General features: G+C 62.9%; 28 protein-coding genes. 20 read left to right on the top strand and 8 right to left on the bottom strand.

The annotated features are described in order from the left end of the window. Position 1: 1 nt before the first annotated feature. The 4 genes from rplP to DBR12_RS09220 all read left to right on the top strand — a co-directional run bounded on the left by rplP (position 2) and on the right by DBR12_RS09220 (position 1604). Positions 2–418 carry a 50S ribosomal protein L16 gene (gene rplP / locus DBR12_RS09235; RefSeq protein WP_015012190.1) on the top strand — a complete coding sequence of 139 codons (417 nt, stop codon included), beginning with the start codon at positions 2–4 and terminating at the stop codon, positions 416–418. A gap of 17 nt (positions 419–435) precedes the next feature. Beyond that, the gene (gene rpmC, locus DBR12_RS09230; RefSeq protein WP_094285997.1) at positions 436–633 is read left to right on the top strand and encodes a 50S ribosomal protein L29; all 198 of its coding nucleotides are present in this window, start codon (positions 436–438) and stop codon (positions 631–633) included. A gap of 9 nt (positions 634–642) precedes the next feature. Next, on the top strand, positions 643–912 hold the full coding sequence (rpsQ, locus tag DBR12_RS09225; protein WP_108616980.1) for a 30S ribosomal protein S17: 270 nt from the start codon (positions 643–645) through the stop codon (positions 910–912). A 182-nt stretch (positions 913–1094) separates the two neighbouring features. Further along, a complete protein-coding gene (locus DBR12_RS09220; RefSeq protein ID WP_108616979.1) occupies positions 1095–1604 on the top strand; it encodes a peroxiredoxin in 510 nt (169 codons plus the stop codon). A 371-nt stretch (positions 1605–1975) separates the two neighbouring features. Here the strand turns inward: DBR12_RS09220 and DBR12_RS09215 are convergent, their stop codons facing one another. Both DBR12_RS09215 and DBR12_RS09210 read right to left on the bottom strand, forming a co-directional pair. Further along, the gene (locus DBR12_RS09215; RefSeq protein ID WP_108616978.1) at positions 1976–2467 is read right to left on the bottom strand and encodes a GNAT family N-acetyltransferase; all 492 of its coding nucleotides are present in this window, start codon (positions 2465–2467) and stop codon (positions 1976–1978) included. A gap of 61 nt (positions 2468–2528) precedes the next feature. Continuing rightward, positions 2529–3209 carry a cytochrome b/b6 domain-containing protein gene (locus DBR12_RS09210; protein WP_108616977.1) on the bottom strand — a complete coding sequence of 227 codons (681 nt, stop codon included), beginning with the start codon at positions 3207–3209 and terminating at the stop codon, positions 2529–2531. Positions 3210–3356: 147 nt separating this feature from the next. Here DBR12_RS09210 and DBR12_RS09205 point away from each other — a divergent pair, with 147 nt between their 5' ends. Beyond that, complete coding sequence (locus DBR12_RS09205; protein WP_108616976.1) at positions 3357–3812, top strand: cytochrome c; 456 nt, start codon at positions 3357–3359, stop codon at positions 3810–3812. A gap of 259 nt (positions 3813–4071) precedes the next feature. Here DBR12_RS09205 and DBR12_RS09200 read toward each other — a convergent pair whose 3' ends face one another. After that, positions 4072–4575, bottom strand: coding sequence for a TlpA disulfide reductase family protein (locus DBR12_RS09200; RefSeq protein WP_108616975.1), 504 nt, complete (start codon positions 4573–4575; stop codon positions 4072–4074). A gap of 136 nt (positions 4576–4711) precedes the next feature. Here DBR12_RS09200 and DBR12_RS09195 point away from each other — a divergent pair, with 136 nt between their 5' ends. From DBR12_RS09195 to ptsP, 5 genes are all read left to right on the top strand, one after another. Then, entirely contained in the window at positions 4712–5245 is a 534-nt protein-coding gene (locus tag DBR12_RS09195) for a hypothetical protein (protein WP_108616974.1), read from the top strand. Continuing rightward, complete coding sequence (locus DBR12_RS09190) at positions 5242–6507, top strand: MFS transporter (RefSeq protein WP_108616973.1); 1266 nt, start codon at positions 5242–5244, stop codon at positions 6505–6507. Before DBR12_RS09195 ends, DBR12_RS09190 begins: the two co-directional genes overlap by 4 nt. Before the next feature lie 86 nt (positions 6508–6593). Continuing rightward, positions 6594–7046: a PTS sugar transporter subunit IIA gene (locus DBR12_RS09185; protein ID WP_108616989.1), complete on the top strand. Its 453-nt coding sequence runs from the start codon at positions 6594–6596 to the stop codon at positions 7044–7046. Beyond that, the gene (locus tag DBR12_RS09180) at positions 7015–7284 is read left to right on the top strand and encodes an HPr family phosphocarrier protein (RefSeq protein WP_108616972.1); all 270 of its coding nucleotides are present in this window, start codon (positions 7015–7017) and stop codon (positions 7282–7284) included. Before DBR12_RS09185 ends, DBR12_RS09180 begins: the two co-directional genes overlap by 32 nt. Positions 7285–7334: 50 nt before the next feature. Further along, complete coding sequence (gene ptsP, locus DBR12_RS09175) at positions 7335–9092, top strand: phosphoenolpyruvate--protein phosphotransferase (RefSeq protein WP_108616971.1); 1758 nt, start codon at positions 7335–7337, stop codon at positions 9090–9092. A 66-nt stretch (positions 9093–9158) separates the two neighbouring features. Here ptsP and DBR12_RS09170 read toward each other — a convergent pair whose 3' ends face one another. From DBR12_RS09170 to DBR12_RS09150, 5 genes are all read right to left on the bottom strand, one after another. Further along, positions 9159–9992 (bottom strand): DMT family transporter, encoded by an 834-nt coding sequence (locus tag DBR12_RS09170; RefSeq protein ID WP_108616970.1) that lies wholly within the window; start codon positions 9990–9992, stop codon positions 9159–9161. Positions 9993–10098: 106 nt separating this feature from the next. Then, entirely contained in the window at positions 10099–10809 is a 711-nt protein-coding gene (locus tag DBR12_RS09165; RefSeq protein WP_108616988.1) for an AraC family transcriptional regulator, read from the bottom strand. A 33-nt stretch (positions 10810–10842) separates the two neighbouring features. Beyond that, entirely contained in the window at positions 10843–11823 is a 981-nt protein-coding gene (gene lipA / locus DBR12_RS09160) for a lipoyl synthase (RefSeq protein ID WP_108616969.1), read from the bottom strand. Between the two features lie 15 nt (positions 11824–11838). Continuing rightward, positions 11839–12480: a lipoyl(octanoyl) transferase LipB gene (gene lipB, locus DBR12_RS09155; protein ID WP_233244376.1), complete on the bottom strand. Its 642-nt coding sequence runs from the start codon at positions 12478–12480 to the stop codon at positions 11839–11841. A gap of 88 nt (positions 12481–12568) precedes the next feature. Then, the gene (locus DBR12_RS09150) at positions 12569–12886 is read right to left on the bottom strand and encodes a YbeD family protein (RefSeq protein WP_108616968.1); all 318 of its coding nucleotides are present in this window, start codon (positions 12884–12886) and stop codon (positions 12569–12571) included. A gap of 288 nt (positions 12887–13174) precedes the next feature. Here DBR12_RS09150 and DBR12_RS09145 point away from each other — a divergent pair, with 288 nt between their 5' ends. The 10 genes from DBR12_RS09145 to DBR12_RS22685 form a co-directional block, all read left to right on the top strand. Then, entirely contained in the window at positions 13175–13648 is a 474-nt protein-coding gene (locus tag DBR12_RS09145) for an ATP synthase subunit I (protein WP_108616967.1), read from the top strand. A gap of 19 nt (positions 13649–13667) precedes the next feature. After that, complete coding sequence (gene atpB / locus DBR12_RS09140; RefSeq protein WP_108616966.1) at positions 13668–14546, top strand: F0F1 ATP synthase subunit A; 879 nt, start codon at positions 13668–13670, stop codon at positions 14544–14546. 59 nt (positions 14547–14605) lie between these two features. After that, positions 14606–14875, top strand: a complete 270-nt coding sequence (atpE, locus tag DBR12_RS09135; RefSeq protein ID WP_007847749.1) for a F0F1 ATP synthase subunit C — start codon at positions 14606–14608, stop codon at positions 14873–14875. 34 nt (positions 14876–14909) lie between these two features. Further along, positions 14910–15380 (top strand): F0F1 ATP synthase subunit B, encoded by a 471-nt coding sequence (locus DBR12_RS09130; protein ID WP_007847746.1) that lies wholly within the window; start codon positions 14910–14912, stop codon positions 15378–15380. A gap of 10 nt (positions 15381–15390) precedes the next feature. Continuing rightward, the gene (locus tag DBR12_RS09125; RefSeq protein ID WP_108616965.1) at positions 15391–15933 is read left to right on the top strand and encodes a F0F1 ATP synthase subunit delta; all 543 of its coding nucleotides are present in this window, start codon (positions 15391–15393) and stop codon (positions 15931–15933) included. Positions 15934–15974: 41 nt separating this feature from the next. Continuing rightward, positions 15975–17528: a F0F1 ATP synthase subunit alpha gene (atpA, locus tag DBR12_RS09120; RefSeq protein WP_108616964.1), complete on the top strand. Its 1554-nt coding sequence runs from the start codon at positions 15975–15977 to the stop codon at positions 17526–17528. Positions 17529–17546: 18 nt separating this feature from the next. Next, entirely contained in the window at positions 17547–18413 is an 867-nt protein-coding gene (atpG, locus tag DBR12_RS09115; protein WP_056058853.1) for a F0F1 ATP synthase subunit gamma, read from the top strand. Positions 18414–18446: 33 nt separating this feature from the next. Next, positions 18447–19853, top strand: a complete 1407-nt coding sequence (gene atpD, locus DBR12_RS09110; RefSeq protein WP_108616963.1) for a F0F1 ATP synthase subunit beta — start codon at positions 18447–18449, stop codon at positions 19851–19853. A 75-nt stretch (positions 19854–19928) separates the two neighbouring features. Then, the gene (locus tag DBR12_RS09105; protein ID WP_063460851.1) at positions 19929–20345 is read left to right on the top strand and encodes a F0F1 ATP synthase subunit epsilon; all 417 of its coding nucleotides are present in this window, start codon (positions 19929–19931) and stop codon (positions 20343–20345) included. A 14-nt stretch (positions 20346–20359) separates the two neighbouring features. Then, positions 20360–20644: hypothetical protein (locus DBR12_RS22685; RefSeq protein ID WP_233244375.1), on the top strand; the 285-nt coding region annotated here is incomplete at its 3' end.

Below are 20644 nucleotides of genomic sequence, written 5' to 3'. Positions count from 1 at the left end.
TATGCTGCAACCTGCTCGCCGTAAATACCGCAAAGAGCAAAAGGGCCGTAACACTGGCGTCGCAACGCGGGGTGCCTCCGTTGCCTTCGGTGATTTCGGTCTGAAGTGCACCGATCGTGGCCGTCTGACGGCCCGTCAGATCGAAGCTGCACGTCGTGCGATCTCGCGTCACGTCAAGCGTGGCGGCCGTATCTGGATCCGTGTGTTCCCGGACAAGCCGATCTCTACCAAGCCCGCAGAAGTGCGTATGGGTAACGGTAAGGGCAACCCCGAGTACTACGTGGCCGAAATCCAGCCCGGCAAGATCGTGTTCGAAATCGTTGGTGTGCCCGAAGAACTGGCCCGCGAAGCGTTCCGCCTGGCTGCCGCCAAGCTGCCGCTGCGCACCACGTTCGTCAGCCGTCACCTCGGCGCGTAATTCAGGAGACCATGAAAATGACCAAAGCTACTGAACTGCGCCAAAAAGACGTTGCTGGCATCGAAGCCGAAATCAAGGCGCTGCAAAAGGCCCACTTCGGCCTGCGCATGCAAAAGGCTACGCAGCAATTGGCTAACACCAATACGCTGCGCACTACCCGCCGTGATATCGCACGTGCCAAGACCATCCTTGCTGAAAAGCAAGCCGCCAAGTAAGGAGCCGACATGACGGAAGCTAAAAAATCCCTCAAGCGCACCTTGATTGGCAAGGTGGTCAGCGACAAGCGTCAAAAGACTGTGACCGTGCTGGTCGAGCGTCGTGTGAAGCACGAGCTCTACGGCAAGATCGTGGCCAAGTCGAGCAAGTACCACGCCCATGATGAAAAGGGCGAGTACAAGCTGGGCGACATGATCGAAATCACAGAGAGCCGTCCGCTCTCCAAGACCAAGAACTGGGTGGCTACCCGCTTGGTGCAAAAGGCCGGCCTGCTGTAACAAGCAGCGATGCATTGAAGCCCGGGGTATATCCCCGGTCTGCAACGCCCTTCAAAACGACCCACAATGTGGGTCGTTTTGCTTTGTGGGTAACCTTTTTTTGATTGCCTCGGCAAATTCCCGGGCCCACCCGGGTCCGTTGACCTCTCCCCCCCATCTCAATCAACCCCAAGGAGATAACAATGATCAAAGTCGGTGACACCCTGCCTGCCAGCACGCTGATGGAATATTCCGAAGTCGAGGGCGAAGGCTGCAGCATTGGCCCGAACCCCGTGCCGGTGGAAAAGGCCACGGCGGGCAAGACCATTGCCCTGTTTGCGCTGCCTGGTGCTTTCACCCCCACCTGCTCGGCCAAGCATGTGCCCGGCTATGTCGAAAAGGCCGCCGAGTTCAAGGCCGCTGGCGTGGATGAAATCTGGTGTGTGAGCGTGAACGACGCCTTTGTGATGGGCGCCTGGGCGCGTGACCAGAAGACCGCCGGCAAGGTGCGCATGCTGGGCGACGGCGATGCGACCTTCGCCAAGGCCACCGGCCTCACCCTGGACTTGACGGGCAAGGGCCTGGGCCTGCGCAGCAACCGCTACTCGATGCTGGTGCGCGACGGCAAGGTGCTCACACTCAATGTGGAAGGCCCTGGCAAGTTCGAAGTCAGCGACGCGGAGACGCTGCTGCAGCAAGCCCAGAAGGCCTGAGTTCCGTTGTCCTTAGTTTCATGGTCAGGGTGGCAGAGCCACCCTGACCATGAGGTGATTTCACGTTAAGGAGCGTCCCAGAATCGGATGGCATCGAACAGCAGCAGGATCTTGTCCTTGCGCACCGGTGCCAGTCACTGGCCAGCCCAGTGGACTTCTCCCTTCAGGCGCGTGCGTTCGGCGCGTTTGGCCACAAACTGTGCTGTCAAGCGTGCAAAACCACATTAGGGGGAAAACCCCGTGGGGCTGCCGCACGGCCCAAGCCTGTACAGGCTCGACATGCTTGGCGTCTGGCCACTGTGAGCTGCCATTTGCTATTAAAATAATAGCAATTAATGCTTATGGGGTGCGCGGGGACGTCGAAAAAAGGCTCAAAAAATATCGACCTTGAGGTAATGCGCCCCGGCAATGGGGTTGTGGTAGTAAGGGGGAATCTCCTCAAACCCCAGGTCGGTGTAAAGCGCGCGGGCGGATTCCATGTCGTCCAATGTGTCGAGCAGGACACAGGCATAACCGGCCTGCCGGGCGCGGTCCAGCATGGCCTCAGCGAGTTCGCGTCCCAGGCCAAAACCGCGAAACGCCTTGCGCACAAACAGGCGCTTCATCTCGCTGGCATTGGGGTAGTCGGCGGTGTCCAGGGGGCGCAGCGCGCAGCAGCCGGCCACGGCGCCTTCGACTTCGGCCACCAGCAGGGCGCCGCGTGGCTCGGCGTAGTCGCCAGGCAGCTGTGCGAGCTCGGCGTCGAAGCCTTGAAAACACAGGTCTACGCCCAGAGTGCTGGCGTATTCCCGGAAGATGTCGCGCACGGCGTCCAGCTCGGCAGGGGTGCTGGGGGTTCGCAGGGTGATGGAAGGCTTGTCCAAAACGCGAGGGGGCAAAACGATGGAAGCCGCAGTGTAGCGAGGTCGTCCTTAGAGCAGCCCGTCAGAACCCCGCCGCCATGGCCAGTGACGAGACCCACCAGGCCAGTCCCACGCTGCCGGCCAGCACCAGCAGCGCCAGGGCGCGGCTCAGCGCGTCGTCGCGCGAGGGGGCGGCGGGCTCGGGCAGAGCCTTGTCGCCGCCCAGCATGGGCCGCACCAGGGTGTGTTTGCGCACGGTCACATAAAACAACACAGCCAGTACATGCAGTGCAACAAGGCCGAGCACGAGGTACTGCCCGATTTCCTTGTGGTAACCCGTCGCCTGGCCTACCACGGCGTTGGAGACAAAACGTGTGAGCGGCCCCGCAAAAGCGATTTCATCGTCGCTCAGCAGGCCGGTGCCCACCTGCGCGCCCAGCACCGCCAGCAATGCAAATACCGACAGCGCCCCCAGCGGGCTGTGCCCGACATTGTCTTCGGGGTGGGCGTTGCCGCGCAGGTAGCGCAACAGTCGAGCGGGTGAGTAGAGAAAAGCCGAGAAGCGCGACCAGCGTCCGCCGACAAGCCCCCAGACCACCCGGAACACCAGGAGCGCCAGCACTGCGTAGCCCAGGCGAAAGTGCCATTCCATGGCGTTGCCGCCCACCTTGGCGGTGATGACCAGCCCCACCACGCAGGTGGCCAGGGCCCAGTGAAAGATGCGGGTGGGAAGATCCCAGATGCGTACGGTGTGTGGCGTCATGGCAGTGAAGGCGAGCGGAGATGGACGCATTGTGAATGAGGCCACGCGCGGCCGGAAGTGCCCTGGCCATGCGAAAAAAGGTCTGACGCGGCATACTGCCAGCGGGCCCCAAGGTGGGCGCCCACCCCACGAAAAAGGAAATTTCCCATGAAAGCACTTGCCGCATTTGCCCTTGCCGCTGCCACGCTGACCGTGTCGGCCCCCGCCTCGGCCCAGTTTGCCAAGGCCGAGGACGCCATCAAATACCGCCAAAGCGCGTTCTTCGTGATGGGCCAGCATTTCGGCCGCCTGGGCGCAATGGCCAATGGCCGCGTGCCGTTTGACGCCAAGGCCGCGCAGGAGAACGCAGAAGTGGTGGCCGAAATGGCCAAGCTGCCCTGGGCCGGTTTTGGCGCGGGCACGGACAAGGGCGCTCCCACCAAGGCGCTGCCGGAGATCTGGACGGAGCAGGCCAAGTTCAAGGAGCATTCCGACAAGCTGCAGGCCGAGTCGGTCAAGTTGGCCGCTGCCGCCAAGACGGGCAACCTCGACAACCTCAAGACCGCGTTTGGCGCTGCTGCAGGCACCTGCAAGGCCTGCCACGACAGCTATCGTGCGAAATAAGGGGCGACCCCCTGAGCGGCTGCGCCGCTTCCCCCTTGTCTCGAATCGCTGAGCGATTCGGGAAGGGGGACGACGCCAGGGCACGCATGCGAAGCGCCGCCCACGCGACGTGGCGGCCCTTGCACGGCGTCCGCTGCTCTGGGCCGCGCCAGTTGCGGAGTCATTCTGAAAAATGGATAGCTTCTAACGCTTGTCAGGAAAGCGCAAAAGGCTGATTTCGTACGAAATCAGCCTTTTGTTTTTGGCGTTTGGCGGTGGCTCAGGTCTCCGCCAGCAGCTTCTCGATGAGCTGGTGCAGCTCAGGGAAATTGGGCGCACCCACGTAGGTTTTCACGATCTCGCCGCGCTTGTTGACGATGAAGGTCGAGGGCGTCAGGCGCACATCGCCCCAGGCCTTGGCCACGGCGCCGGTGTTGTCGATGGCCACCTTGAAGGGCAGCTTGCGCGTTTCGGCAAAGTTGACTACGTAGCTGGGCGGGTCGTAGCTCATGGCCACGGCCAGGGTCTCAAACCCTTTGGCGTTGTACTTGTTGTAGGTGGCAACGATCTCGGGCATCTCAGCCACGCAGGTGGTGCAGCTCGTGGCCCAGAAGTTCACCAGGGTGACCTTGCCCTTCAGGTCGGCGGTGGATTGGCTGGAGCCATCCAGCAGCACAAAGGTCGATGCGGGCGCTTCGGCGCGGCCCGTGTCCAGGTACACGTACGCGCCCACGGCCGCAAACGCTGCCACTGCCACACCTGCTGCCCAATGCTTGATCGCCATGGTTTCACCATCATCCAGAAAGAACGAGCCTCTGAGGCCCACCCGGCATTGTGCCGGAGGGCTGGCCCAGGGGGTCGAGTCGGCCCCGCAGCAAAAGTTCGGGCCGCTCTGCCGACGCTCTGTCGATAATGGGCCGATGCATAGGACATTGACCGGGGCGCTGGCCCTGCTGCTGGCGGGCTGCAGCCCCGCGCTGAACTGGCGCACCGTGCCCCTGCCCGAGGCGGGCCTCACCATCACGCTGCCCTGCAAGCCCGACCAGGCCACCCGCACGGTGGAACTGGCCGGGGCGCCTGTGGCGCTGGCCATGGTGGGCTGCGATGCCGATGGCGCGACGTTTGCGGTGTCTCACGCGGCACTGGCCGATCCGGCCCAGGTGGGCGCGGCGCTCACCCACTGGCGCGCGGCGGTGCTCGCGCGCCTGGGGCCGCAGGCAGCCACCTCGGCGGCCGACACCCCCTACACACCGCGCGGCGCCTTGCCGCTACCGCAATCGTTGCGCACTGCAGTCCAGGGCCAGCGGGCCGATGGCTCGGCGGTCACGGCGCAGGCCGTGTGGTTTGCGCGCGCGGCGGGCCCCGAGGTGCGACTGTTCCACGCGGTGGTCTACAGCCAGAAGCCCCGCGCCGAGGTGGCCGAGCAATTTTTTGCCGGCCTGGCGCTGCCATGAGCAGCGTGTCGTGCGGCGTGTTGTCGCGGCGCTCTGCCGTCATTGTTTTTCTGGCCTTTGCGTTTGCCTACTTCTTGTCCGCTTTGGTGCGGGCGGTGACGGCCACGCTGGCGCCCACGCTGGCGGCTGAGTTTGCGCTGCAGGCGCGTGACCTGGGGCTGCTGGCCGGGGGCTACTTTCTGGGCTTTTCGGCCACGCAGCTGCCGTTGGGCACCTGGCTGGACCGCCACGGGCCCAAAAAGGTTGCGCTGGGGTTTCTGGGCGTGGCCGTGGTGGGCAGCCTGGTGTTCTCGGCGGCCACCGGGTTTTCGGGGCTGCTGGCAGGGCGCGTGTTGTGTGGCGCGGGTGTCAGCGCTTGCCTGATGGCGCCGCTCACGGGCTACCGGCGTTGGCTGGACCCTGTGGCCCAGATGCGGGCGAATTCGTGGATGCTGATGACCGGCTCGCTGGGCATGGTGGCGTCCACACTTCCGGTGCAATGGGCCTTGCCGCTGGTGGGCTGGCGCCCGCTGTTCTGGGGGCTGGCGGTGCTGATTGCGCTGTCGATGGTGGTGATAGCCCTCTGGGTGCCCGGCTGGGGGCCGGCGACGCAGGCGAAGGCTGAATCCAGTGCTGCTGAGGCCGTGCCCCAGGGTTATGGCGTGGTGTGGCGCCACCCTTACTTCCAACGCCTCGCGCCACTGGGGTTCTTCTGCTACGGCGGCATGGTGGCGATGCAGACCCTGTGGGCCGGGCCGTGGATGCAGCGTGTGGCGGGCTACACCGCTCTGGAGGCGGCTACCGGACTGTTCTGGATCAATGTGTCCATGCTGTGCACCTTCTGGACCTGGGGCATGCTCAATCCCTGGCTGTTGCGCAAGGGTTTTGGTGCCGACAGGCTCATGGCCTGGGGGTTGCCGCTGTGCTCGATCGTGCTGCTGGGCATCATCGTGGCCGGGCCGCAAGCCGGGGGCGGGGCCTGGGCGCTCTTCTGCGTGTCGTGCACCTTTGTGTCGTTGTCGCAGCCCGCCGTGGCCATGGCGTTCCCGCAGGCGCTGGCGGGGCGTGCGCTGTCGGCCTACAACCTGGTGATTTTTGTTGGCGTGTTCGTGGTGCAGTGGGGCATCGGCTTGGCCGTCGATGCCTTTGCGGGCGCAGGGCTTGCCACGGTGCCCGCGTTCCAGGCGGCGATGGCGGTGTACCTGGTGTGCAACGCGGGCGCCTATGTGTGGTTCCAGCAGCGGGGGCGGCGCCATAATGTGCTGCCAACCTCCACACCATGAAGACTTGCGCAAATGCCGATGAAATAACGGGCCGCGCTCTTGCGACACACGACCTGTTGATGCCCCGCTTTGCGTAAGTCATGACCATGAGCTCCACCAGCATCCTCATCATTGCCCATGCCCCGCTGGCCCATGCGCTGCGCGAATGTGCCCTGCACGTGTTTGCCGACTGTGGCGACAGCGTGGCCGCGCTGGATGTGCAACCCAACCAGCCGCCCGAAGAGTCGCTGGCCCAGGCCCGCATCCTGCTGGAGCAGCTGGGCACCGATTCCACCCTGGTGCTGACCGATGTGTTTGGCGCCACACCGTGCAACGTGGCGCAGCGCCTGGTGGACGGCGTGCGCTCGCGCCTGGTCACAGGAGCCAACTTGCCCATGCTGCTGCGCGCCGTGAGCTACCGGGCCGAACCCCTCGACTCCGTGGTCAGCCGCGCGGTGGTGGGGGGCACCCAAGGGGTGATGCAGGTAGCCATTTCCGCGCCACAGAACCAGAACCGCCGTCACAGACATGATCAAGACACGTACGACCATCAGCAATAAACTGGGCCTGCACGCCCGCGCATCGGCCAAGCTCACCAAGCTGGCTGGCAGCTTCCCCTGCGATGTATTCATGAGCCGTGGCGACCGCCGCATCAACGCCAAAAGCATCATGGGCGTGATGATGCTGGCCGCCGGGTTGGGCTCCGAGGTGGAGCTGGAAACCAGCGGCGACCGCGAGCAGGAGGCCATGGATGCCCTGCTCGCACTGATTGCAGACAAATTTGGCGAGGGTGAGTGACACTGCCAAGCCCTCGCTTTCGCTGACCCCGTTGAACACTTGACACCACCATGACCTTCTCCGTCCACGGTCTCGCCGTCGCACGCGGTATCGCCATCGGCCGTGCCGTGCTGGTGGCATCGAGCCGCGTGGATGTGGCGCACTACTTTGTTGAGCCCGCGCAGGTCGAAGGCGAGATTGAGCGCGTGCGTCAGGGCCGCAACGCCGTGGTGGAGGAACTGCAGCGCCTGCAGACCGACATGCCCGCCGACGCGCCGCACGAGCTGACCGCGCTGCTGGATGTGCACCTGATGCTGCTGCAGGACGAGGCCCTCACCGGCGGCGTCAAGCACTGGATCACCGAGCGCCTGTACAACGCCGAGTGGGCGCTGACCACGCAGCTTGAAGTGATTGCGCGCCAGTTCGACGAGATGGAGGACGAGTACCTGCGCGAGCGCAAGGCCGACCTCGAACAGGTGGTCGAGCGCATCCTGCGCCACATGAAGGGCGTGGCCAGCCCCGTGGCGCCACCCGCCAGCAGCCCGCGCCGCAAGACCCAGCAAGACCTGCTGCTCGATGACACCGTGGATGTGCCGCTGGTGCTGGTGGCACACGACCTCTCGCCCGCCGACATGCTGCAGTTCAAACAAAGCGTGTTCGCCGGGTTTGTGACCGACGTGGGCGGCAAGACCAGCCATACCGCCATCGTGGCGCGCAGCATGGACATCCCCGCCGTGGTGGGCGCGCGTGCTGCGAGCCAGTTGGTGCGGCAGGACGACTGGGTCATCATCGACGGCGATGCCGGCGTGATGATCGTCGATCCCTCGCCCATCATCCTGGCCGAATACGGCTTTCGCCAGCGACAGGTGGAGCTGGAGCGCGAACGCCTGGCGCGCCTGCGCCACACGCCCGCCATCACCATCGACGGCCACAAGATCGAGCTGCTGGCCAACATCGAACAGCCCGGCGATGCTGTCGCCGCCGTCCGCGCGGGCGCGGTGGGCGTAGGGCTGTTCCGCAGCGAGTTTCTGTTCATGGGCAAAAGTGGCAACCTGCCCGGCGAAGATGAGCAGTACCGCGCCTACTGCGAGGCCATCGATGGCATGCAGGGCCTGCCCGTCACCATCCGCACCATCGACGTGGGCGCCGACAAACCGTTGGACAACAAGGCCCACAAGGACAGCTACCTGAACCCAGCCCTGGGCCTGCGCGCCATCCGCTGGAGTCTGGCCGACCCGGCCATGTTCCGCACCCAGCTGCGCGCCGTGCTGCGTGCGGCGGCGCATGGCAAGGTGAACCTGCTGTTCCCGATGCTCGCGCACACGCACGAGATCCAGCAGACGCTGGCCCAGGTCGATTTGGCTCGCGCCGAGCTGGATGCGCGCGGCGAGCCCTACGGCCCTGTGCAGCTGGGCGCGATGATCGAAGTGCCCGCCGCTGCGCTCATGGTGCGTACCTTCCTCAAGTATTTCGACTTTCTCTCGATCGGCACCAATGACCTGATCCAGTACACCCTGGCCATCGACCGCGCCGACGAGGCCGTGGCGCACCTGTACGACCCGCTGCACCCCGCCGTGCTGCGCCTGGTGGGCGACGTGATCGCCGAGGGCGAGCGCCAGGGCAAGAGCGTGTGTGTGTGCGGTGAAACGGCGGGCGATGTGACCATGACGCGCCTGCTGCTGGGCCTGGGCCTGCGCAGCTTTTCCATGCACCCCGCACAGATCCTGGCTATCAAGCAGGAGGTGCTGCGCGCCGACACCCGCAAGCTCGCGCCCTGGGCGCAGCAGGTGATTGACGGCGAGGAGCCAGCCTCGCTGCTGGTCTCTTAGCTATTTCAAAATTGATAGCTTAAAAGCTATGATGGTCGCGCGATGAAGGCCATTTTTGCTTGAATTTCAGCGGACCCGCATGCCCATGATGGCTGCGCCGATGATCATCACCGTAGCCAGCGCAATGCTGGCGCTGAATTGGCGCCCGCTCACCATGATCAGCAAGGCGGTCGAGGCCAGTGGCGTGATGTAGCTCAGGATGCCGATGTGCCGCGCGTCACCCAGCTTGAGCGCCTTGTCCCACATGAAAAACGATGCCCCCAGCGGCCCCATGCCCAGCACTGCCAGCAGCGCCCAGTCGCGCGGCTGCAGCGCCACAGCGGGTTCCAGCAACACGTGGCACACCAGCGACAGCACGCCGGACACCAGCCCGAACAGGCCGATGGCGGTGGTCGGGAAGGCTGCCACGCGCTTGGTCATGAGCGAGTAGGTTGCCCAGATGAACGCTGCCGCCAGTGCGGGCAGATAACCCCAGGCCAGCGTGCCGCTCAGCTCGCGCCCGCCTGCAATGGCAATGGCCGCGCCCCCAAACCCCAGCAGCGCCGCCAGCACATGCGGCAGGCGCAGCGCCACGCCGGGCAGCACCACGGGCGAGAGCACCACGATGAACAGCGGCCAGAGGTAGTTGACCAGGTTGGCCTCGACCGGCGGCGCATGGCGCAGCGCGATGAACAGCAGGAAGTGGTAGGCAAACAGGCCATACACACCGAGTGCCAGCGTGCGCAGGGGAATGCGCCACTGCGACGGATCGCGCAGCACAAACGGCCAAGCCGGAACGCTGCCGATGATGAGCGCAATGCCCGTGAGCAAGAACGGAGGAATGTGCGTGAGCGAGACCCCCAGCGAGGCGAGAGAGGCCCACAGCGCTATGGCGCCCAGGGCGTAGAGATTGGCTTGCATGGCACCGAGCTTACGCGCGCACGGTGCCCGGGATCATCGCGCAAGAATGGTCTGTCGTCGCGTGGCAATCGTCCGCCAGGGGCGGCAACGAGAGCGGGTCAACTTGTCAGTGATCTTCAGCGCGCCGCAGCGCAGCCGTGAGGGCCGAGGGCGAGCGGTAGCCCGTGCGCCTGGCCACTTCGGCCACGGCCATGCCTGTGCCCCGCAACAGCCGCGCCTGTGCCAGGCGTTGGCCGCGCAGCCAGGCCATGGCACCCATGCTCTGGTCTTCGCGGCACCTGGCAGCGAACTGGCTGGGGCTCAGATGCACTTGTGCCGCGAGGTCGGCCACGCTGAGCTCGCGGTGCCATTGCAGGGCCGCCCAGCGCTGCAGAGCGGGCCAGTCGATAGTGCGTTGGCGCGTGGATCGGTGGAGGGATTTAGGGGGCGCTGAGCCTGCCTGCCACGCTTCCAGCAGCAGCGCCGGGCCGTGGGCCTGCGCCAGCGGGCGGCCTTGTTGCAATGCGCTGGCCAAGTAGTGCGCCAGGGGCAGGGCATCGGCGGGCAGTGGGGTGCTGCGCTGCATGCCGACGCACTGCGCCCAGCCGGGGTGGGCACTGTCGAGCACCAGGCAGACGCTGCCACGCGACGATTCAAAGTCGTGCCGATCTCCCGGCGCAATCACACAGCCACCACCGGGCGCCACGCGTACACCATGCCCCGCAACCTCCAGGTCCAACGCGCCGGAGAGCCCCAGCAGTATCTGGAAGTGATCGTGGCTATGGCTGCCCGGCGACGCGCCGTAGCGGCGCAGCGAGAGCGATTCCGCCGCGCCCATGATCATGCCCCGCGGTTTTGCGTGCAGCCAGGCTTACACGCCCGCAGCGTGCGCCTGCTGGTCCGCGTGGTAGCTGCTGCGCACCATGGCGCCCACGGCGGCATGACTGAAGCCCATCTTGTAGGCCTCTTCCTCGAACATCTTGAAGGTGTCGGGGTGCACGTAGCGGCGCACGGGCAGGTGGCTGTTGCTCGGCGACAGGTACTGACCGATGGTCAGCATGTCGATGTTGTGTGCACGCATGTCGCGCATCACCTGCAGGATCTCTTCGTCCGTCTCGCCCAGGCCGACCATGATGCCGCTCTTGGTAGGCACCTTGGGGTGCAGGGCCTTGAACTTTTTCAGCAGGTTCAGGCTGAACTGGTAGTCGGAGCCTGGGCGCGCTTCCTTGTACAGGCGGGGCGCGGTTTCCAGGTTGTGGTTCATCACATCGGGTGGCGCGGCTTTGAGGATTTCGAGGGCGCGGTCATCGCGGCCGCGGAAATCCGGTACCAGGATCTCGATCTGCGTGGTGGGCGACAACTCGCGGATGTTCTGGATGCATTCCACAAAGTGGCCACTGCCGCCGTCGCGCAGGTCGTCGCGGTCCACGCTGGTGATGACCACATACTTGAGCTTGAGAGCGGCAATGGTCTTTGCCAGGTTCAGGGGCTCGTCCTTGTCCAGCGGGTCGGGGCGGCCGTGGCCCACGTCGCAAAACGGGCAGCGGCGCGTGCACTTGTCGCCCATGATCATGAAAGTGGCAGTGCCCTTGCCGAAGCACTCGCCGATGTTGGGACAAGAGGCTTCTTCGCACACCGTGTGCAGCTTGTGCTCGCGCAGGATTTCCTTGATCTCGTAAAAGCGCGTGGTGGGGCTCCCCGCCTTCACGCGGATCCATTCGGGCTTCTTGAGTACCTCGCCCTGTTCCACCTTGATCGGAATGCGCGACAGCTTGGCAGCAGCCTTCTGCTTGGCCAGCGGGTTGTAGGCTTCGGTGGGTTGCGCTTCGCGGACGACTTCAGGGGTGCTCATGGCTGTAGGCAGAGTTCAGGGCGCCAACCGGATGCTGAGCTGCTGGCCCAGCACCTGTGCGGCTTCTTCCCAGGTGGTGTGGACCCCGATTGTAGAAAGGTCCACTGTTTGCAAACCTGCGTAACCGCAAGGGTTGATGCGGGAGTAGGGTTCCAGGTCCATGGCCACATTGAGTGCCACACCGTGGTAGGTGCAATGCCGACTGACCTTGATGCCAAGGGCGGCGATCTTGCCCAGGCCGTCGAAGTCGGGGGCTGGAGGTGCTTCGGCACCGGTGCGTTTTTGTGGGCGCTGGTGCAGCATGGCGTGGCTGTGGGGATCGCCCAGGCGCACATAGATGCCAGGTGCGCCGCCCACGCGGTGGCCCGTGACGCCAAAATGCGCCAGCGTGCGGATCACAGCTTCCTCAACGCGATACACATATTCCTTGACGAAATAGCCAGCGCGCTGCAGATCGATCAGCGGATAGGCGACCACCTGGCCCGGCCCGTGGAACGTGACCTGTCCTCCCCGGTTGGTCGCCACCACAGGGATGTTGCCGGGGGCCAGGACATGGTCACTTTTGCCGGCCAGCCCTTGTGTGTAGAGCGGCGCGTGCTCGCACAGCCACAGTGCGTCCGGTGTGTCGGGCGTACGTGTGGCTGTGTAGTCCTGCATGGCCTGTACGGTGGTGGTGTAGTCCACCTTGCCGAGAATCTGAGGGCGAACAGGCGGCGACTTCAGGGGCTTTGGTGTAGACACGGTCCTACAGGACGACCTTGACCAGCGGGTGCGAGGACAGTGCACGGTACAGGTTGTCGAGCTGTTCCCGGCTGGTCGCGGTGATGGTGATGGTTACTCCGAGGTAATTGCCGGCGCGGCTGTCGCGCAGTTCAATGGTGCTGGCGTCGAAGGTGGGGTCGAACTGGCGGGCCAGCTCGGTGACCGCGTGCACAAAGCCGTCTGCCTTGGCGCCCATCACCTTGATTGGGAACCTGGAGGGGTATTCGATGAGCGAGTCTTTGCGTGGGTCGCGGGCCTGCTCGGCAAGGCCATTTGCGGGCGGCGGGGTTGTGGGTGTCATGCTGAAAAGCCCTTGGGTCTTTGCTTCGGTTTCAATAGCTGGTAGCGCTGTTCCATTGTGCGTCAGCGGCCTGTTGGCAAGGTGCTGGCGCCAGCTTTTTGCGTGCGCCAATCCGGTGCGGGGCGGGCCTTTTTGTTTCGTCAGAGTCGTTGGCCTGTCACCACAACGGAGCACGCTTGCGAGCCGGTCACGCACCCGCTTTGCGGTTTTTTCCGACAGCCATGGGTTTTTACTTATAATTAGAGGCTTTGTGAAAGTTGCAGTCTGTAACGCGGGCGTCATTCAACAATGAAAACAATCGCTCCTGAGACTGAAGCTGAGGCTGAAGAATCTGACTTCAAGCCCCTGACTGCCCAAGAGGCGGAGCAGTGGCGCAGTCGCAATCCTCCCATCTCGGTGTGGAAAGTGGTGGCAGGTCAGGCACTGGTTGGAATGCTGGTGGCTCTGGTGGCCTGGGTTTTGACAGGCCGGGCGTCGGTGGCTTGGTCTGCAGCCTACGGTGCCGTGGCGGTGGTGGTTCCGGCGGGCTTGTTTGCACGGGGGGTGTTTCGCCGCAAGGCGTCGTCCGATCCGCGTGCAGCCATGCTGGGGTTCTTTGGTTGGGAAATCGCCAAGATCGTGTTGACGGTGGCGCTGCTTGCAGCGGCACCCCGGCTGGTGCCGGACTTGAGCTGGGTGGCCTTGCTGGTTGGCATGGTGATCACAATGAAAACGTACTGGGTGGCACTGTTGGTGCGGCCTGGTGTCCGAAAAACCGATTGATATAGAGAAGAGTTGTCCGATGGCCGCAGAAGCGCACGCTCCGACTGCAAGTGAATACATCGTTCACCACCTGCAGCATCTTCAGAACGTCAAGCAGACCAAGATCGTTGATTTCACTGTCATCAACTATGACTCGATCATCGTGGGGCTGATTTTGGGTGTCCTCACTCTTTTGATTCTGTGGTCGGCTGCTCGTAAGGCAACTTCCGGCGTGCCTGGCCGCTTCCAGGCGGCGGTGGAAATGCTGGTCGAAATGGTGGACAACCAGGCCAAGGCCAATATTCACAACGCCGAAAGCCGCAAGTTCATCGCTCCCCTGGGCTTGACTGTGTTCGTTTGGATCTTCCTGATGAATTTCATGGATATGCTGCCTGTGGATCTGCTGCCCGCCATCTGGGCCCAGATCTACGGTGCTGCAGGTCACGATCCTCACCATGCCTATCTTCGTGTTGTGCCTACGGCCGACCTTTCGACCACCCTGGGCCTGGCATTCGCCATCCTGATCCTGCGCTTCTGGTACAGCGTCAAGATCAAGGGCGCTGGCGGCTGGGCACACGAACTCGTTTCTGCTCCTTTCGGCACCAGCAAGAACCCCATCTTCGCCCTGATTCTGGCGGTGGTGAATGTGCTGATGCAGATCATTGAATATGTGGCCAACACCGTATCGCATGGCATGCGGTTGTTCGGCAACATGTACGCCGGTGAACTGGTGTTCATGCTGATCGCCCTGATGGGTGGCGCAGCTGCACTGTCGCTGTCGGGTGTGCTGCTGCCTGTGGGCCACGTCATTGCTGGCACCATCTGGACGCTGTTCCACATTCTGGTGATCTCGCTGCAAGCGTTCATCTTCATGATGCTTGCGCTGATCTACCTCGGTCAGGCGCACAACGCGCACTAAACGGTTCCCTTTCGTTTCTCTTTCCTTTTCAACTTTTCTTTTTTAACTCAGGAGTCATCATGGAAAACATTCTCGGTCTCGTCGCTCTGGCTTGTGGTCTGATCGTTGGTCTGGGCGCTATCGGCGCTTCCATCGGCATCGCACTGATGGGTGGCAAGTTCCTCGAATCCTCGGCACGTCAGCCTGAGCTGATCAACGAACTGCAAACCAAGATGTTCATCTTGGCCGGTCTGATCGACGCTGCGTTCCTGATCGGCGTTGCTATCGCTCTGCTGTTCGCTTTCGCCAACCCCTTCGCTTCCACGTTCTTGGCCAACCTGCCCAAGTAATTCCCACTCAACGCCACTCTAGAAAGGTGTTGCCGTGAGTATCAACGCGACCCTGTTCATTCAGGCCATCGTCTTCCTGATCCTGGTGTGGTTCACGATGAAATTCGTGTGGCCCCCGATCGCGAAGGCGTTGGATGAACGAGCCCAGAAAATCGCCGAAGGCCTCGCTGCTGCCGATCGTGCCAAGTCCGAACTGACCGCTGCTAACCAGCGCGTCGAGAAGGAGTTGTCACAGGCACGCAACGAAACGGCCTCGCGTCTTGCGGACGCCGACCGACGTGCCCAGGCCATCATCGAAGAAGCCAAGGCACGTGCCACGGAAGAGGGCAACAAGATCGTTGCTTCCGCCCGTGCCGAAGCCGAGCAGCAAACGGTGCAAGCCCGCGAAGCCCTGCGTGAGCAGGTCGCTGCGCTGGCCGTCAAGGGTGCAGAGCAGATTCTCCGCAAGGAAGTCAACGCCGGCGTTCACGCCGACCTGCTCAACCGCCTGAAGACCGAGCTGTAAGGGGACACACATGGCTGAACTCGCCACCATTGCCCGCCCTTACGCCGAAGCCCTGTTCAAGGCCGCTACTGGGGGCGCGGGCATGGACCTGGCCAGCACTGCTGACTGGGTCGATGAACTGGCGGCCATTGCCGCCGACACCCAGTTGCGCCAGCTGGCGGACAACCCCAAGGTGACGACAGACCAGGTGTTTGCCGTCTTCACGGGTGTTGCGCGTTCGGCTTTGCCTGACACGGCCAAGAACTTCCTGCGCACGGTCATCGACAACGGGCGCCTCGCTGCGCTGCCGGAAGTCGCTGCACAGTTTCGTGCCCTCGTGAATGGCCGCAGCGGATCTTCGGATGCTGTGGTGCACAGCGCCTTTCCGATGGACGCTGCCGCACTGGCCGATGTCGGCTCTGCGCTCGAAAAGCGCTTTGGCCGCAAGCTCAACCTCACTGCTCAGCTGGATCCGTCCCTGATCGGTGGCATTCGCGTAGTGGTGGGTGACGAAGTGCTGGACACTTCGGTCAAGGCCCGTCTTGAACAAATGAAAGCGGCCCTCACCGCGTAAGCGCGGCGAGGACAGCGAACCAAAGAAAGAAGGAAAGAGTCATGCAACTCAATCCCGCAGAAATTTCTGAACTCATCAAGAGCCGCATCGAAGGTCTGGCCGCCAGCAGCGATATCCGCAATCAGGGTACCGTGGTGTCCGTGTCTGACGGTATCGTGCGTGTTCACGGCCTGTCGGACGTTATGGCTGGTGAAATGCTTGAGTTCCCCGCCACCAAGGACGGCCAACCTTCCTACGGTCTGGCGCTGAACCTTGAGCGCGATTCCGTCGGCGCCGTGATTCTGGGCGAGTACGAGCACATCTCCGAAGGTGACACCGTCAAGTGCACGGGCCGCATTCTGGAAGTGCCCGTGGGCCCCGAACTGGTCGGCCGCGTGGTGAACGCCCTGGGTCAGCCGATCGACGGCAAGGGTCCCATCAATGCCAAGCTCACCGACGTGATCGAAAAGGTCGCCCCGGGCGTGATCGCCCGTAAATCGGTGGACCAACCCCTGCAGACCGGTCTGAAGTCCATCGACTCCATGGTGCCCGTGGGCCGTGGCCAGCGCGAGCTGATCATCGGTGACCGCCAGACCGGCAAGACGGCCGTGGCCATTGACGCCATCATCGCCCAGAAGGGCCAGGGGGTGACCTGTATCTACGTCGCCATCGGCCAGAAGGCTTCGTCGATCAAGAACGTGGTGCGCGCACTGGAACAAGCTGGTGCTATGGAATACACGATTGTGGTGGCCGCATCGGCCTCCGAATCGGCTGCCATGCAGTACGTGTCGGCCTACTCCGGCTGCACGATGGGCGAGTACTTCCGCGACCGCGGCCAGGACGCCTTGATCGTTTATGACGACCTGTCCAAGCAAGCCGTGGCTTACCGTCAAGTGTCGCTGCTGCTGCGCCGCCCACCAGGCCGCGAAGCCTACCCTGGCGACGTGTTCTATCTCCACAGCCGTCTGCTCGAGCGTGCAGCCCGTGTGAACGCCGACTACGTCGAAGCCTTCACCAAGGGTGAAGTCAAGGGCAAAACCGGTTCGCTGACCGCACTGCCGATCATCGAAACGCAAGCTGGCGACGTGTCCGCTTTCGTGCCTACCAACGTGATCTCGATCACCGACGGCCAGATCTTCCTGGAAACCAGCTTGTTCAACGCCGGTATCCGTCCTGCCATCAACGCCGGTATCTCGGTGTCGCGCGTCGGTGGTGCTGCCCAGACCAAGCTGGTGAAGAACCTGTCCGGTGGTATCCGTACCGACCTGGCCCAGTACCGTGAGCTGGCTGCGTTCGCGCAGTTCGCTTCCGACCTGGACGAAGCCACCCGCAAGCAGCTGGACCGCGGTGCCCGCGTGACCGAGCTGCTCAAGCAGGCGCAATATAGCCCCCTGTCCATCTCGCTGATGGGCGCGACGCTGTTTGCGGTGAACAAGGGCTTCATGGACGACATCGACGTGAAGAAGGTGCTTGCCTTCGAACACGGCTTGCACCAGTTCCTGAAGACCAGCCACGCTGCATTGCTGGCCAAGCTGGAACAGGCCAAGGCCATGGACAAGGACGCAGAAGCCGAATTGACCGCCGCCATCGGCGCGTTCAAGAAGTCGTTCGCTTAAACCGGACGAGGAGCCATCATGGCAGCAGGCAAGGAAATACGCGGCAAGATCAAATCGGTGGAGAACACCAAGAAGATCACTAAAGCCATGGAAATGGTGGCGGCATCCAAGATGCGCAAGGCGCAGGACCGGATGCGGGCTGCCCGCCCATACAGCGAGAAGATCCGCAACATTGCAGCCAACCTCGGCAAGGCCAACCCGGAGTATGTGCATCCGTTCATGAAAGTGAACGATGCCAAGACCGCTGGCGTGATCGTCATCACCACGGACAAGGGTCTGTGCGGCGGCATGAACACCAACGTGTTGCGTGCCGTGACGACCAAGCTGCGTGAACTGCAAGGTGCTGGCGTTTCCACCGAAGCTGTGGCGATTGGTAACAAGGGCCTGGGTTTCCTGAACCGTGTGGGCGCCAAGGTGGTTTCGCACGTGACGGGTCTGGGCGACACGCCCCATCTGGACAAGCTGATTGGTCCGGTGAAGGTGCTGCTCGATGCATATGCAGAAGGCAAGATCAACGCGGTGTACCTGAGCTACACCAAGTTCATCAACACCATGAAGCAGGAATCGGTGGTGGAGCAGTTGCTCCCCCTGTCTTCCGAGCAGATGCAGGCCGAGAAGACGGAGCACGGCTGGGACTATATCTATGAGCCCGATGCGCAAAGCGTCATCGACGAGTTGCTGGTCCGTTATGTCGAGTCCCTGATCTACCAGGCGGTTGCGGAAAACATGGCGTCCGAGCAGTCGGCGCGCATGGTGGCCATGAAGGCCGCCACCGACAACGCCGGCAGCGTCATTGGCGAGTTGAAGCTGGTCTACAACAAGACGCGCCAGGCAGCGATCACGAAAGAACTTTCGGAAATCGTGGCTGGCGCCGCTGCTGTGTAAGCAGCTCAACCAACATCTAAATTGGAGCGAAAAATGGCTCAAGTGCAAGGCAAGATTGTTCAATGTATCGGCGCTGTGGTGGACGTTGAGTTCCCGCGCGACCAGATGCCCAAGATTTACGACGCTCTGAAGCTCGAAGGTTCCAACCTGACGCTGGAAGTGCAGCAACAGCTGGGCGACGGCGTGGTGCGTACCATCGCCCTGGGTTCGTCCGACGGCCTGCGCCGCGGCCTCATGGTGACCAACACCGGCAGCGCCATCACCGTGCCCGTGGGCAAGGCGACGCTGGGCCGCATCATGGACGTGCTGGGCGCACCCATCGACGAACGTGGTCCCGTGAGTCAGGAACTGACGGCATCCATCCACCGCAAGGCCCCTGCGTACGACGAACTGTCGCCTTCGCAAGAGCTGCTGGAAACCGGCATCAAGGTGATCGACCTGGTCTGCCCGTTCGCCAAGGGCGGCAAGGTGGGTCTGTTCGGTGGCGCCGGCGTGGGCAAGACCGTGAACATGATGGAACTCATCAACAACATCGCCAAGGCCCACTCGGGTCTGTCGGTGTTCGCTGGTGTGGGCGAGCGTACCCGCGAAGGGAACGACTTCTACCATGAAATGGCCGATTCCGGCGTTGTGAACCTGGAGAAGCTCGAAGAGTCCAAGGTTGCCATGGTGTACGGCCAGATGAACGAGCCCCCAGGCAACCGTCTGCGCGTGGCGCTGACCGGTCTGACCATCGCCGAGTCCTTCCGTGACGAAGGCCGTGATGTGCTGTTCTTCGTGGACAACATCTACCGCTACACGCTGGCCGGTACTGAAGTGTCCGCTCTGCTGGGTCGTATGCCTTCCGCCGTGGGCTATCAGCCTACGCTGGCCGAAGAAATGGGTCGCCTGCAAGAACGTATCACCTCGACCAAGGTCGGTTCGATCACCTCCATCCAGGCCGTGTACGTGCCAGCCGATGACTTGACTGACCCATCGCCTGCCACGACCTTCGCTCACTTGGACTCCACCGTGGTGCTGTCGCGTGACATCGCTTCGCTGGGTATCTACCCTGCCGTGGATCCTCTGGACTCCACCAGCCGCCAGTTGGACCCGAACGTTGTGGGCGAAGACCACTACGCAACGGCCCGTGCGGTGCAAGGCACGCTGCAGCGCTACAAGGAACTGCGCGACATCATCGCCATTCTGGGCATGGACGAACTGGCACCTGAAGACAAGCTGGCCGTGGCCCGCGCGCGCAAGATCCAGCGTTTCCTGTCGCAGCCATTCCACGTGGCCGAAGTGTTCACGGGCTCGCCAGGCAAGTACGTTCCTCTGTCTGAAACCATCCGTGGTTTCAAGATGATCGTGAACGGCGAGTGCGATCACCTGCCCGAGCAGGCGTTCTACATGGTCGGTACCATCGACGAAGCCTTCGAAAAGGCCAAGAAGGTGGCCTGATTGCCCGGTGGCTGAGCGGCTCATGGCGGCTCAGCCCTTTGCAATCAAGCAACCCATCTTTTCCTAGGAGCAATGATGAACACCATCCACGTTGATGTGGTCAGTGCCGAAGAGTCCATCTTCTCCGGTGAAGCACGTTTCGTCGCGCTGCCTGGCGAGGCTGGCGAGTTGGGCATCTATCCCCGCCACACCCCGCTGATCACGCGCATCAAGCCCGGCTCGGTGCGCATCGAGATGGCCAACGGTGACGAAGAGTTTGTTTTCGTGGCCGGTGGCATTCTGGAAGTGCAGCCCAACTGCGTGACCGTGCTGTCCGACACCGCCATCCGCGGCAAGGACCTGGACGATGAGAAAGCCAATGCGGCCAAGGCATCGGCCGAAGAAGCGCTCAAGAACGCCAAGAGCGAGCTGGACCTGGCCAAGGCGCAGTCCGAACTCGCCGTGATGGCGGCCCAGATTGCGGCGCTGCGCAAGTTCCGCCAGAAGAAATAATCCAGCCACTGCGCTTGGAGAAAAAAACCCGGCTTGTCCGGGTTTTTTTGTGCCTGCGCGCTGGATGGAAACCGTGGCACGGGCTTCAACGGAAGGGGCTGGACCCCGGCGCGTTGCTTCTGCTTTGGTGGATGGGGCTTGTCGGCTGCCTTCAACGGCGCACAAACCTGCGCGAAACATGCCAAAGCAAAAAAGGCCGGAGCCCCGCAAGGGACTCCGGCCTTATTCATGCATTTGCACTTCACGACCGGCCTGCACAGGCCGGTTGGAATTACATGGCGCTGAATTCGCCCGAAGGA

This window comes from Acidovorax sp. HMWF029 (assembly GCF_003060895.1).
GTDB lineage: Bacteria > Pseudomonadota > Gammaproteobacteria > Burkholderiales > Burkholderiaceae_C > Acidovorax.
This window is presented reverse-complemented; position numbering and strand designations above follow the sequence as displayed.

Coding starts and splice junctions, on each gene's coding strand:
- rplP (WP_015012190.1), top strand. CDS start 2: ATGCTGCAACCTGCTCGCCGTAAATACCGCAAAGAGCAAAAGGGCCGT.
- rpmC (WP_094285997.1), top strand. CDS start 436: ATGACCAAAGCTACTGAACTGCGCCAAAAAGACGTTGCTGGCATCGAA.
- rpsQ (WP_108616980.1), top strand. CDS start 643: ATGACGGAAGCTAAAAAATCCCTCAAGCGCACCTTGATTGGCAAGGTG.
- DBR12_RS09220 (WP_108616979.1), top strand. CDS start 1,095: ATGATCAAAGTCGGTGACACCCTGCCTGCCAGCACGCTGATGGAATAT.
- DBR12_RS09210 (WP_108616977.1), bottom strand. CDS start 3,209: ATGACGCCACACACCGTACGCATCTGGGATCTTCCCACCCGCATCTTT.
- DBR12_RS09205 (WP_108616976.1), top strand. CDS start 3,357: ATGAAAGCACTTGCCGCATTTGCCCTTGCCGCTGCCACGCTGACCGTG.
- DBR12_RS09200 (WP_108616975.1), bottom strand. CDS start 4,575: ATGGCGATCAAGCATTGGGCAGCAGGTGTGGCAGTGGCAGCGTTTGCG.
- DBR12_RS09195 (WP_108616974.1), top strand. CDS start 4,712: ATGCATAGGACATTGACCGGGGCGCTGGCCCTGCTGCTGGCGGGCTGC.
- DBR12_RS09190 (WP_108616973.1), top strand. CDS start 5,242: ATGAGCAGCGTGTCGTGCGGCGTGTTGTCGCGGCGCTCTGCCGTCATT.
- DBR12_RS09185 (WP_108616989.1), top strand. CDS start 6,594: ATGAGCTCCACCAGCATCCTCATCATTGCCCATGCCCCGCTGGCCCAT.
- DBR12_RS09180 (WP_108616972.1), top strand. CDS start 7,015: ATGATCAAGACACGTACGACCATCAGCAATAAACTGGGCCTGCACGCC.
- ptsP (WP_108616971.1), top strand. CDS start 7,335: ATGACCTTCTCCGTCCACGGTCTCGCCGTCGCACGCGGTATCGCCATC.
- DBR12_RS09170 (WP_108616970.1), bottom strand. CDS start 9,992: ATGCAAGCCAATCTCTACGCCCTGGGCGCCATAGCGCTGTGGGCCTCT.
- DBR12_RS09165 (WP_108616988.1), bottom strand. CDS start 10,809: ATGGGCGCGGCGGAATCGCTCTCGCTGCGCCGCTACGGCGCGTCGCCG.
- lipA (WP_108616969.1), bottom strand. CDS start 11,823: ATGAGCACCCCTGAAGTCGTCCGCGAAGCGCAACCCACCGAAGCCTAC.
- lipB (WP_233244376.1), bottom strand. CDS start 12,480: ATGCAGGACTACACAGCCACACGTACGCCCGACACACCGGACGCACTG.
- DBR12_RS09150 (WP_108616968.1), bottom strand. CDS start 12,886: ATGACACCCACAACCCCGCCGCCCGCAAATGGCCTTGCCGAGCAGGCC.
- DBR12_RS09145 (WP_108616967.1), top strand. CDS start 13,175: ATGAAAACAATCGCTCCTGAGACTGAAGCTGAGGCTGAAGAATCTGAC.
- atpB (WP_108616966.1), top strand. CDS start 13,668: ATGGCCGCAGAAGCGCACGCTCCGACTGCAAGTGAATACATCGTTCAC.
- atpE (WP_007847749.1), top strand. CDS start 14,606: ATGGAAAACATTCTCGGTCTCGTCGCTCTGGCTTGTGGTCTGATCGTT.
- DBR12_RS09125 (WP_108616965.1), top strand. CDS start 15,391: ATGGCTGAACTCGCCACCATTGCCCGCCCTTACGCCGAAGCCCTGTTC.
- atpA (WP_108616964.1), top strand. CDS start 15,975: ATGCAACTCAATCCCGCAGAAATTTCTGAACTCATCAAGAGCCGCATC.
- atpG (WP_056058853.1), top strand. CDS start 17,547: ATGGCAGCAGGCAAGGAAATACGCGGCAAGATCAAATCGGTGGAGAAC.
- atpD (WP_108616963.1), top strand. CDS start 18,447: ATGGCTCAAGTGCAAGGCAAGATTGTTCAATGTATCGGCGCTGTGGTG.
- DBR12_RS09105 (WP_063460851.1), top strand. CDS start 19,929: ATGAACACCATCCACGTTGATGTGGTCAGTGCCGAAGAGTCCATCTTC.